Here is a 10,147-nt window from a genome sequence, read left to right on the forward strand (position 1 = left end):
CGGCGTGGAACAAGTGCTGACTCTCGTGGTGCGAGTCGAGAAGAATGCGCGGCCCGCGCAGACCGATGCGCTGGAGACGGCGGCTCGTGCGGTGCTGGCGATCCTGGCGGACGAGCGGTCGTACGGCGAGGGCGAGTGGGCGTCGGCGATGGGCACCTGGCAGGACGACCGGATCCGCAAGATCGTCAAGCGGTCCCGCGGCGCGGAGTGGCGGCGGGCGACGGGCGTGCCGGGGATCACTGTGCTGGGAAGTGGAGCGGGTGCGGAGGATCCGGCGAATGTCGCCGAGGTGCGGGTCTTCCCGCCGACGGCGGTGGACGCCGTACCGCCGGAGCTCGCCAACCTGCAGGTGAGCGGCACCGACTTCGAGGACTCAGCCGCTCTACCGCCGCTCGTGCCCGGCGTACCCGTCCTCTGGGTCAACCCGGCCTTGGAGATGTCGAGCGGCAAGGCGATGGCGCAATGCGGTCACGCCGCACAACTCGCCTGGTGGGACTTGTCCGACGAGGCCCGCAAGGAGTGGGAGGCGGCGGACTTCGCCCTGGCCGTCCGTACGGCGACCCCCGCGCAGTGGAAGCGCCTCCTACGAAGCGGCCTCCCCGTGGTCCAGGACGCCGGCTTCACCGAGGTCGAACCCGGCTCCCGCACCGTCATCGCGGACCACCCGCGACTCACCGGATGACGCGGTAGTGGAGGTGGGTGACTCGGTCGCCTTCTACTACGCGGGGGTTGTCGAGGAGGATCTGCGGGCCGACGTAGTCGCCGAAGAACTTGCGGCCGGTGCCGAGGAGGGCCGGCACGAGGTTGTAGGCGATCTCGTCGACGAGGCCGGCGGCCAGTGCCTGGCCGGTGAGGTTGCCGCCGGTGACGCTGATGTCGTGGTCGCCGGCGTACTCGCGGGCCTGCGTGATCGCCTCCTCGATGCCGTTGACGAACGTGAACGGCGCGTCCGGGAACGGCCAGTCGGTCGGCGGTTCGTGGGTGACGACGAAGACGTGTTCGCCGACGGCCGGTACGCCGTTCCAGCCGTTGGTGATGTCGAACAGCCGGCGTCCGATCACACACGAGCGGACGTTCGGCCAGGTCGCGTTGATGTAGTCGGCGCTCGCCCGGCTGAGGTGGAACGGCCGTCCCGGGTCGGACCCGTAGACCTCGACCGGCCCGTTGTTGTACCAGTCGAACAGCGGCCCGACCGCATCCTCGGTGTCCGCGACGAACCCGTCCAGCGAGACCGCCGCGGTCGCAATAACGTTGCCCATGGCTACTTCACCACCCGGTACGTGAGGTGCTGCGCCGACGGCGTCGAGACAGCCTCGCTCAGCTCCAGCGCGTAACCCGGCGCGGCACCGGCCGGGAACAGCCGGGTCCCGTCGCCGAGTACGAGAGGCGCCAGGTGCAACCGCAGTACGTCGGCGAGCCCGGCCGCGAGCACCTGGTGGCAGATCTGCCCACCGCCCATCACGACAACATCCTTGCTGCCAGCAACTTCCAGCCCTTGGGCGACTGCGTCCGAGGGGGTGGACACGAACCGGAACCGGTCGCCGAGGCGGGTCTTCTCCGGCGGCGTGTGGGTGACCACGAACACCGGCGGATTCACCTCGCCGGTCGGCTTGGCGCCGTACCCCATCTCCTCGCTCCACCCACCGGGGGCGTCGATGATGTCGAACAGGTTCCGGCCCTGGATCACCGCACCGGTCGTCTCGAAGGAGGCGTCCAGTACGGCGCGGTCTGCGTCGGTGCCGTGGAAGACCCAGTCGTGCAGGGCCATGCCGCCGTCACCGAGCCCGTTCTTCAGCCCCACGTTGGGCCCGGTGACGTATCCGTCCAGTGAGACCGAGAGGTCCACAACGACCTGGCTCATCAGTCAGCTCTCCTTCGCGAGCAGTTCGGCGAGGCGGTCCATCGAGTCGTTGATGCCGCTCTCCATGCCGTACTCGATCGACTGGTCGCGGGCGTCGACCGACGGGAACACCGACTGCTGGTGCAGCCGTACGCCGCTGTCGGTCGGCTCGAGCGTCATCTTCTCGATGCAGACCTGGCCCGGCGCGCCTTCCCACTCGAAGGTCTGGATGATCAGCTTGTCCTGCTCGACGGAGTGGAAGACGCCGCGGAATGCGTACTCACCCGAGTCGTCGCGGTGGATGTAGCGGTAGGTGCCGCCGGGGCGTACGTCGTACTCCTCGATGGTCGCGTCCAGGTCGCGCGGGCCGAGCCAGTCCGCCACCAGGTCGCGGTCGGTCATGATCCTGAACAGCTGGGCCGGCGTGGCGGCGAACTCCCGGGTGACCTCGACGAACGGGGTGCCGGCCGGGGTGTTGATGACAGTGCCAGTCATGCTTCCTGCTCCTTCAATAGTGCTTCCATCCGGCGGAAGCGGCGTTCGGTCTCGAGCCGGTAGTTGTCGATCCAGCTCGTCAGTGCTTCGAGGGCGGCCGGCACCAGGTGGCACGGGCGGCGCTGGCCGTCCCGCGTCCTGGTGATCAGCCCGGCGGCCTCGAGCACCTGGATGTGCCGCGACACCGCCTGCTTGGTGATCGGGAACGGTTCGGCCAGCTCGTTCACTGTGGCCGGTCCGCGCGACAGCCGCGCGATCATCGCCCGCCGGACCGGGTCGGCGAGTGCCGCGAACGACCGGTCGAGCTGATCGTCATCAACTGTCATGTTTATCAACCATTCCTTTGATCAACCGATGTGTTGACTATAGGAACGCTGTGCGGGGCTGGTCAAGGGGGAGTCTTAGCAACCTTGGTTGACAGTTCCGCGTTGTCAACCTAAGTTGCTTACATGACCGAGTTGGTGGATCCCGAGGACCCTGCGGCCGGGCTGGCTGCGGTGGTGGCGTTGCGTCGGCTGGCCGACCGGCTGGAGGACAGCCAGGTGGAGCGCGCGATGCGGTCCGGCTGGAGCTGGGCCGAGGTGGCCGAGGTGCTGGGGGTCACCCGGCAGGCGGTGCACAAGAAACATGCCCGGCGGCTGCTCGCCGCCGGCGTTGCCCTGAGGAGGCGCTGATGTCGACCGATGTTCGCTCGATCCTGGTGCGGTCGGCCCGCGCCGAGGCCCGCCGCGACGGCTCCCGGACGATCGAGGCCGAGCACGTGCTGCTCGCGCTCGCCGGGCAGCACGACACCGCGGCCGCGCAGTTGCTGGCCGAGGTCGGGTTGACCGAGGATGCGATCCGGACCGCCCTGAACCGCGAATGGGAGCAGAGCCTGGCCGTCGCCGGGATCGCGGTCCGGATGGGACTGTTGCCAGAAGCAACACCGGAACGGGGTCGCGACCCGCACATCGGCGAGTCGACCAAACTCCTGCTGCACCGCGCGATGGACGCCGCACCGAAACTGGGCGGCGGTCGGATCGGCCCGATGCGCATCCTGGTCGGCCTCCTCGCCACCGAGCGCGGCCGGGTCGCCCGAGCCCTCGAAGCTGCCGGCGTAGACCTTATTGCCCTCCGCGCTCGGGCAACCGAAGCGCTAGCGGCAGGAACGCGCTGATGTCTGCGCCGATGGTCGTCGACCGCCGAAGCCTGACTGATCGGCTGCTGGCCTGCGGTCTGGTGGCCGGCCCGCTCTTCGTGGTCGTGTTCCTGCTCGAGGGCGTGTTCAAGGGCGCTGGGTACGACGTACTTCGGCATCCGGTCAGCTCGCTGGCACTCGGCGCCGGCGGCTGGGTCCAGGTCGTGAACTTCCTCGTCGCCGGGGTGTTGACGATGGTGTTCTCTGTTGGTGTCTGGCGGTCCGGGTATCGCGTGGGGGCCGTGCTGATCGGTGTGTGGGGCCTAGGGCTGCTCGGCGCGGGCTTGTTCACGACGGATCCGGTGAGCGGCTTTCCGCTCGGTACGCCGGCGACGTCGGACTACACCACCTCCGGCGCACTGCATGACGGCTTCTCGTTGCCGGCCTTCTTGGCGCTGTTCGTTGCGCAGCTCGTGCTGTGTCGCGGCAACGGCCGGAAGTGGTTGGCGTATTCGTTGCTCAGCGCAACGGTGTATCTGATCTGCTTCTTTCTTGCCAGTGCCGGCTTCAACCAGACGGCCGGGTTGGTTGCGGTGGGCGGGTTGTTCCAGCGGCTCGCGGTCGTGATCGGCTGGGGATTCACGGTCGCGCTCGCGGTGCGGTTGCGGCGTACCTAGATCGTTTCGAAGGCGGCCATCATGGCCATGTCCTCGTGTTCGAGGTTGTGGCAGTGGATCAGGTACTTGCCTTTGTGGGCGGTGAACTTGACGAGTACCTCGACGACCTCGGCGGGCCGGATGTCGACGGTGTCCTTCCAACCGTGGTCGAACTCTGCGAGCTTGGCCTTGCCGCCTCGGCTGAGCACCTGGAACGGCGCGAGGTGGACATGCACCGGGTGGTGTACGTCGGTGACGAAGGTCCAGATCTCGTACTGATCCAGCTTCACCTGCGCCTGCATCACCGCGGGATCGAAAGCCTTCCCGTTGATCGTCCAGCCCGAGTGATCGCCACCGCGCCGGAAGCGCCACTCCCGCCGTACGACACCGGTCGGCCGCGGCGTCACGGCGTACGACGAGAGTCTGGCCGGGATGTTGCTCTCGTCAACGGCCTTGCGTGCGACCTTGAACCGCATGACGTTGGCGTTGTTGTCGAGCTTGTTGACGAGCGTGACCTCGTCGCCCGGCTGGTACTGCGAGAAGTCCACGATCACGTCGAACCGCTCGGCCGGCGCGATCACGATCGTCTGGTGTTCGACCGGCACGTCGAGCAGTCCGCCGTCGCTGCCGATCTGGACGAACTCGGCCGGTCCGTTGCTGAAGGCAAGTTCGTACCTGCGGGCGTTGCTGGCGTTGAGAATGCGGAAGCGGTAGCGGACTGCGTCGACCTCATGCACCGGCCAGGGTGCGCCGTTGACCAGCGTGACGTCCGCGACCACCCCTTCCATGTAGGCGGATTCGACGCCGGGACCGTCCTTCGCGGCCGGGTAAAGGAACGAGCCGTCGGCGTCGAACGCGCGGTCCGCGATGACGAGCGGGATCTCGCGATCGCCGTTCGGGAACGGGAGGTTGTCCTCCTCGTCGTCGCGGATGAGGTGCAGACCGAACAGCCCGCGATAGACCTGTGGTCCGGTGTAGTCCATCGTGTGGTCGTGGTACCAGAGCGTCGCCGCGCGCTGGGTGTTCGGGTACGTGTACGTACGACGGCCCATCGTCATGTCGCCGCCGCCCATCATGTGGTGGTCGCCGTGCTCGCCGCTCGTCGGCATGATGAAGTCCAGCGGCCAGCCGTCGCTCGGCGCCGGGGTGTGGCCGCCGTGGAGGTGTACGACGGTCGATACGTCGAGTTCGTTGACCTGCTCGACGACGGTCGTGCGACCGCTGCGTACGTCGAAGGTCGGCCCGGGGAACAGGCCGTCGTACCCCATCACTTCGGTCTTGAGGCCGGGGAGGATCTCGAGGCTCGCCTTGCGCTGGACGACCCGGTAGTAGTCGGCCTTGGCGTCCGAGCGGATCGGCTTCTTGACCGGCGGGATCGGGAGCGGGAGCTGGAACGGCGCGGGGAGTTTCGCCTTGCTGCGCAGGAGTTCTCCGGCCTGTGCGGGCTTCGCCTCTTGGCCGCAGCTGGTGAGCGTGACGGCTGCTGCGCCGGCGCTGGCTGCCAGGAATCCTCGGCGGGACATCTTCATCGCTTGGCCTCCCGGCGACTCAGGCGTGCAGTGGAACGGAACGACCAGACCGTCATCCAGACGACGGCGGTGACGATGGCAGTGCCGAGCGGGACGTGTACGGCGAAGTTCTGCGCGTACCCGAAGGTGAGCTGGACGAACTCCGCGATGACGAGTGCTGCGGAGGTGATGGTCGGCCAGAGCCGACCGTGGCCCGCGATCGTGTAGCACGCGGCGACGATCGTCTGGAGGAACGCGACTATCCAGACGGATCCGCCGATGGTCGCGTGGATGTCGGTCATCGCGTCGACGTTGCCGGCGAGGAAGTAGCCGGCGGCGATCGGCTGGGCGACTATCAGCAGGGCGTGCAGGACGAGGGTGATGCGGAGCAGTTGGAGGGTCGCGCGGGGACGGCGTACCTTCGTCGGCTGCTCGATGGTGGCGGTCATGCGGCCACCTCTTGACGGTCGTCGTGCTGGTTGCGGATCCGCTGACGGTTGATCCAGACTGCGAGGGCGACGGTGCCGGCAACCAGCGCAATGCCGAGCGGGATATGGATCGCTAGCTGGCGGCTGTAGCCAATCGAGACTTGCACGACTTCGCCGACGAAGATGAGCAGGCTCATCCCCGCTGCCGCTGGTCGTCCGCCGGTACGCCACCAGATTGTTGCTATCAGCAACTGCGCCAGGCCGAGGAAGACGATCGCCAGACCGGTGGGCTCGTGCATCCGGATTCCGCTCGGCGATCCGTCGAGATAGATCCCGGCGAATATCGGCTGCAGACAGATCGCTACGGCATGCAGCCCAGCCGTCACCCGGAGCACCATCAAAGCCTTCATGTAGACAGACAATAGTAGCCTGACTACATGTAGGGCAATCAGGTATTACCCGGAGGTGTTCCCCCGCGTGCTACGCGGGCGCTTTCTTCGTCGCGATGCTCCTCAGCGCACCCGCTCCACACGCACCCGCCCACCCCCGGCTCAGCGCCGTGCATCCCCATCCGGCTATCGCCGGGTCTTCCGGCTATCGCCGGACGTGGCCGGCTGCCGCCGGCGAGTTGCGAGCTGCCGCTCGCGGTCGACTGCCGAGGTGATCCCGCCGACTTGCTCGGCCGGAGGCGGCTGCCACGCGCCGGCTACGCGAGCTCCTTCGTCGCGCGCTACGCCGGTGCTCTCAAGGTGGAGTCGTCGGCTTGATCGCGATCGGCTACGCGGGTCTGTAGCGCCGAGCTGTGGCGGTGGGCCTCATCGAGGACCTCGTGGACCGGTTGGCGCACCTGGGCCTGCCCGCTGCGCCCCGGATCGTGGTCAGCCGCGACGACGAGCTGCTGGGCTTCGGAGATCCTGTGATGGGGTTTTGTCGGTGTTGTCTGGCACTCTGAAGGGCGATGAACGAGCCAGGGGTGTTGCTGACTGCGCGGGCGATGGTGCTGCATGACCTCGCCGCGCGGGGCTTTGACGATGCGGTGATGGTGTCGCTGCTGGAGGATGCCGTGGCCGGTCGTCAGTGGTGGCTGGACCAGTGGCCTGACGGCGCCGAGCACATCGCCGGGCTGGTCGCGCAGGACGTGCAAGATCGCCTGGTCGACTCCGGAGTCCGCTGGCCACGCTGCACCGCGTGCGACGACCTCCACGACCACGAGCTCCGGATAGAACCAGAGCTCGGCCCGGACCCCCACTGGGTGTGCGAACGAGCCGGCATCGCAGTCGCCCCGCTCGGCCACTTGACCTAGCAGTTCCACGCCTGATCCGTGGAGATGCCGGACACCCTGCCGGACGCTGGGACGTCGAGAGCGCTGGCGTAGCGCGCGACGAAGGAGCTCGCGTAGCCGGCGCGTGGCAGCCGGCTCTGGCGGAGCGAGTCCGCGGGACCACCTCGGCAGTCGACCGCGAGCGGAGCGAGCACCCGCCGGCGGCAGCCGGCCACGCCCGGCGGTAGCCGGAAACACCGGCGATAGCCGGAAAGGATGCACGGCGCTGAGCCGGGGGTGGGTGGGGTGCGTGTGGAGTGGGCGCGCTGAGGAGCATCGCGACGAAGGAAGCGCCTGCGTAGCACGCGGGGACAGACCCCACCAGCAGACCAAACCCCACGGCCCTTGCAGGACGTGGGGTTTGGAGGGTGGATCAGCCGAGGGCGGTTGAGCAGGTCGGGTCGATCCGGTCCGCCAGTCGCAGTTCGTGCCTGGCCGCGGTTCGCAGTACGGCGCTCAACCGCGTGCGGATTGCCAGCGGCCGGCGGGGTTCGTCGTACTCCTCCTGGGGAGCGTTCGGAAGAGCGGACTGGGCTAGGTTGCGGGCGTTTTCGACCGCGGTGTTGCCGGGGATGAAGTACGTCATGGTTCTGCTCCCTCCTGAGAGCGTGTTTGATCAGCCCGGGAACCGGTCGGTTCCAGGGAGGTGTGTGGAGTTGTCAGCGCTTCGGAGCCGGTCCGCTGCTGGAGCGGACGATGAGCTGCGTCGGCATCAGTACTTGGCGCTCGGTGGATGACGGGTCCAGCAGGATCCGTCCGACCCGGCGTCCTTTGTCCTTGATCGGCTGGCGGACCGTGGTCAGTCCGGCAGGTTCCGCGGCCGGGATGTCGTCGAACCCGGCCAGGGTCAGATCGCGACCCGGGGTGAGGCCACGGACCTTCATCGCTTCCATCGCGCCGAGCGCCTGGACGTCGCTCAGTCCGACGATCGCGGTCGGCCGGTCCTGCGAGTCGAGCACGTACTCCGCGCCTCGCACTCCGGACGCGAACGCGTTGTGCCCGCCGGAGACGATGCGCAGCCGCGCGTCCGGCATCGTCTTCTGCAGGCCACGGATCCGCAGCTCGCAGTCGGTGTACCCGACCTCGTCGAGCGTCAGCTCGACCGGGTGACCGCCCGCGGCCTGGGCGTTGTCGACGAGTACGACGACGTCGCGGTGACCGAGCCGGGCCAGATGCTCGCCCAGCTGCGCGGCCGCCTCCACCTCGTCGATCGCGACCCAGGACAGGTCCGGGTGGTCGCCCCGATCGGTCGAAACGGCAGGGATCCCGCGGTTGGCGAGGATGTCGAGCGCTGGATGCCCGCCCGGCACGCAGAAGATCGCCGCCGCGTCGATGGCGGCCTGTTGTACTGCGTTGCTGCCGCCGGCGATGTCGGTCGAACTGAGCGGCATCAGCAGCAGGCTGGTGGCGAACTCCTCCGCGACCTCGGCGAGCCCGGCCAGGAAGCCGACCGCGTACGGGTCCGAGAAGGCGTAGGCCAGTTTGTCCGTGAAGAGCACCCCGACCGCGCCGGCCTTGCCGCTCCGTAGAGCGCGGGCCGAGGCGTCCGGTCCGGCGTACCCGAGCTCGTGGGCGGTGGCCAGGATCCGCTCGCGGAGCGCGGTGGAGAGCTGGTCGGGCTTGTTGTACGCGTTGGAGACGGTCGACGGCGACACGCCGACGGCCTTGGCCACCGTCTTCAGCGTCACTCCGGCCATCTCACTCACCTCTTCTGTATCGTTCTTCTAAATCGATCTAGAAAAACGATACAGAAGGTCGTCGGAGAGTGCAACAGCAATATGGGAGATGATGGCCCGCATGGGTTCGTTGCTGGAGATCATCGCGTTGCATCCGGCGGACGCGGAGGCGGCGCAGGAGGGTGGGGCGGACCGGCTGGAGCTGTGCGCCTCGATGGAGGCAGACGGGCTGTGTCCGTCGGTGTCCACGGTCAGTGCGATCCGGCGGGTCACCGATCTGCCGTTGCGGGTCATGCTGCGGCTGGAGAACTCGTTCACCACCAACGGCGCCGAGCTGAACCGGCTGACCGCCATGGCGCAGTCCTACCTGTCTGCCGGAGCGGACGGCTTCGTGCTGGGCTTCCTGACCCCGGACAACCAGGTGGACGTCGAGTCGGTGTCTGCGCTGACCAGCACGTTCGCCGGTACGCCGTGGACGTTCCACCGCGCTATCGACGCCGTACTCGAGCAGCAGCGGGCGTGGACTGCGCTGCGCACCCTGCCCGGGCTGGACTGCGTACTGACTGCCGGCTCGTCGATCGGTGTCAGCCACGGGCTGGACGACCTGTGCAAGCTGGCCAAAGAGGACCCAGCTGTCGCCGGCGTGATGATGGCCGGCGGTGGTCTGCAGCCGGAGCATGTCCCGTGGCTGTTCCAGAGCGGCGTACGCCGGTTCCACGTCGGTACGTCGGTCCGCCAGGACGGCTCGTGGACCAAGGCGTACGTGAACTCCCGGTTCGTCCGCTCCTGGCGCAACCTGCTCGACGCCCAGGACGCCCGCGAATGATCCTCATCGACCCACCCGCCTGGCCGGCCTGGGACAGAGTCTGGTCCCACCTGGTCAGCGACGAGTCCTACGAGGAGCTCCACGCGTTCGCCAAGGCAGCAGGCATCCCGTCCCGCGGCTTCGACCGCGACCACTACGACGTACCCAGCGACAAGTACGACGCCCTCATCGCCGCCGGCGCCGTACCGGTCTCCAGCCGCGAGCTGGTCCAGCGGATCACCGCAGCAGGTCTCCGGCACAGGAAACGGCCCCCGACCGAGTAGATCGGGGGCCGTTCGTT

16 protein-coding genes are annotated in these 10,147 nt (G+C 68.0%); 7 read left to right on the forward strand and 9 right to left on the reverse strand.

Annotated features, from left to right (window positions below; all coding sequences use genetic code 11):
* Positions 1 to 4: 4 nt before the first annotated feature.
* Complete coding sequence (locus FDA38_RS36745) at positions 5 to 682, forward strand: peptidyl-tRNA hydrolase (protein ID WP_233715143.1); 678 nt, start codon at positions 5 to 7, stop codon at positions 680 to 682.
* Here the strand turns inward: FDA38_RS36745 and FDA38_RS36750 are convergent.
* The 4 genes from FDA38_RS36750 to FDA38_RS36765 are packed head-to-tail and all read right to left on the reverse strand — an operon-like array spanning position 672 to position 2,661.
* Positions 672 to 1,259, reverse strand: coding sequence for a dihydrofolate reductase family protein (locus tag FDA38_RS36750; protein WP_137258790.1), 588 nt, complete (start codon positions 1,257 to 1,259; stop codon positions 672 to 674). The genes FDA38_RS36745 and FDA38_RS36750 overlap by 11 nt on opposite strands.
* Positions 1,260 to 1,261: 2 nt before the next feature.
* The gene (locus FDA38_RS42790) at positions 1,262 to 1,861 is read right to left on the reverse strand and encodes a dihydrofolate reductase family protein (RefSeq protein WP_137258791.1); all 600 of its coding nucleotides are present in this window, start codon (positions 1,859 to 1,861) and stop codon (positions 1,262 to 1,264) included.
* A gap of 3 nt (positions 1,862 to 1,864) precedes the next feature.
* Complete coding sequence (locus tag FDA38_RS42795) at positions 1,865 to 2,335, reverse strand: SRPBCC domain-containing protein (RefSeq protein WP_137258792.1); 471 nt, start codon at positions 2,333 to 2,335, stop codon at positions 1,865 to 1,867.
* Entirely contained in the window at positions 2,332 to 2,661 is a 330-nt protein-coding gene (locus tag FDA38_RS36765) for an ArsR/SmtB family transcription factor (RefSeq protein ID WP_137258793.1), read from the reverse strand. The genes FDA38_RS42795 and FDA38_RS36765 overlap by 4 nt, the downstream gene beginning before the upstream one ends.
* Before the next feature lie 123 nt (positions 2,662 to 2,784).
* On the opposite strand from FDA38_RS36765, the gene FDA38_RS36770 reads away from it, so the two are divergent.
* From FDA38_RS36770 to FDA38_RS36780, 3 genes are read left to right on the forward strand one after another with little or no spacing between them, the layout of a single operon-like run.
* Entirely contained in the window at positions 2,785 to 3,009 is a 225-nt protein-coding gene (locus tag FDA38_RS36770; RefSeq protein WP_130441176.1) for a hypothetical protein, read from the forward strand.
* On the forward strand, positions 3,009 to 3,491 hold the full coding sequence (locus FDA38_RS36775) for a Clp protease N-terminal domain-containing protein (RefSeq protein ID WP_137258794.1): 483 nt from the start codon (positions 3,009 to 3,011) through the stop codon (positions 3,489 to 3,491). Before FDA38_RS36770 ends, FDA38_RS36775 begins: the two co-directional genes overlap by 1 nt.
* Positions 3,491 to 4,129 (forward strand): DUF998 domain-containing protein, encoded by a 639-nt coding sequence (locus tag FDA38_RS36780; protein ID WP_137258795.1) that lies wholly within the window; start codon positions 3,491 to 3,493, stop codon positions 4,127 to 4,129. The genes FDA38_RS36775 and FDA38_RS36780 overlap by 1 nt, the downstream gene beginning before the upstream one ends.
* On the opposite strand, the gene FDA38_RS36785 is transcribed toward FDA38_RS36780, so the two are convergent.
* Genes FDA38_RS36785 through FDA38_RS36795 form a run of 3 tightly spaced genes read right to left on the reverse strand, consistent with a single transcriptional unit; the run spans position 4,126 to position 6,430 of the window.
* Positions 4,126 to 5,637, reverse strand: coding sequence for a multicopper oxidase family protein (locus FDA38_RS36785; protein WP_137258796.1), 1,512 nt, complete (start codon positions 5,635 to 5,637; stop codon positions 4,126 to 4,128). The two genes, FDA38_RS36780 and FDA38_RS36785, sit on opposite strands and share 4 nt — an antisense overlap.
* The gene (locus FDA38_RS36790; protein ID WP_137258797.1) at positions 5,634 to 6,065 is read right to left on the reverse strand and encodes a hypothetical protein; all 432 of its coding nucleotides are present in this window, start codon (positions 6,063 to 6,065) and stop codon (positions 5,634 to 5,636) included. Before FDA38_RS36790 ends, FDA38_RS36785 begins: the two co-directional genes overlap by 4 nt.
* The gene (locus FDA38_RS36795; RefSeq protein WP_202878011.1) at positions 6,062 to 6,430 is read right to left on the reverse strand and encodes a hypothetical protein; all 369 of its coding nucleotides are present in this window, start codon (positions 6,428 to 6,430) and stop codon (positions 6,062 to 6,064) included. Before FDA38_RS36795 ends, FDA38_RS36790 begins: the two co-directional genes overlap by 4 nt.
* 572 nt (positions 6,431 to 7,002) lie before the next feature.
* Between FDA38_RS36795 and FDA38_RS36800 the strand changes: the two genes are divergently transcribed.
* The gene (locus FDA38_RS36800) at positions 7,003 to 7,347 is read left to right on the forward strand and encodes a hypothetical protein (RefSeq protein ID WP_130441164.1); all 345 of its coding nucleotides are present in this window, start codon (positions 7,003 to 7,005) and stop codon (positions 7,345 to 7,347) included.
* Positions 7,348 to 7,738: 391 nt separating this feature from the next.
* Here the strand turns inward: FDA38_RS36800 and FDA38_RS36805 are convergent, their stop codons facing one another.
* Together FDA38_RS36805 and FDA38_RS36810 are read right to left on the reverse strand one after the other, a co-directional pair.
* On the reverse strand, positions 7,739 to 7,951 hold the full coding sequence (locus FDA38_RS36805; protein WP_137258798.1) for a hypothetical protein: 213 nt from the start codon (positions 7,949 to 7,951) through the stop codon (positions 7,739 to 7,741).
* Between the two features lie 73 nt (positions 7,952 to 8,024).
* Positions 8,025 to 9,062 carry a LacI family DNA-binding transcriptional regulator gene (locus tag FDA38_RS36810; protein ID WP_137258799.1) on the reverse strand — a complete coding sequence of 346 codons (1,038 nt, stop codon included), beginning with the start codon at positions 9,060 to 9,062 and terminating at the stop codon, positions 8,025 to 8,027.
* Positions 9,063 to 9,162: 100 nt separating this feature from the next.
* Here FDA38_RS36810 and FDA38_RS36815 point away from each other — a divergent pair, with 100 nt between their 5' ends.
* Together FDA38_RS36815 and FDA38_RS36820 are read left to right on the forward strand one after the other, a co-directional pair.
* On the forward strand, positions 9,163 to 9,867 hold the full coding sequence (locus tag FDA38_RS36815) for a copper homeostasis protein CutC (RefSeq protein ID WP_137258800.1): 705 nt from the start codon (positions 9,163 to 9,165) through the stop codon (positions 9,865 to 9,867).
* A complete protein-coding gene (locus FDA38_RS36820; RefSeq protein ID WP_137258801.1) occupies positions 9,864 to 10,130 on the forward strand; it encodes a DUF4031 domain-containing protein in 267 nt (88 codons plus the stop codon). The genes FDA38_RS36815 and FDA38_RS36820 overlap by 4 nt, the downstream gene beginning before the upstream one ends.
* Positions 10,131 to 10,147 lie beyond the last annotated feature (17 nt).

The organism is Kribbella jiaozuonensis, assembly GCF_005233875.1.
In the GTDB taxonomy this organism is placed as follows: domain Bacteria; phylum Actinomycetota; class Actinomycetes; order Propionibacteriales; family Kribbellaceae; genus Kribbella; species Kribbella jiaozuonensis.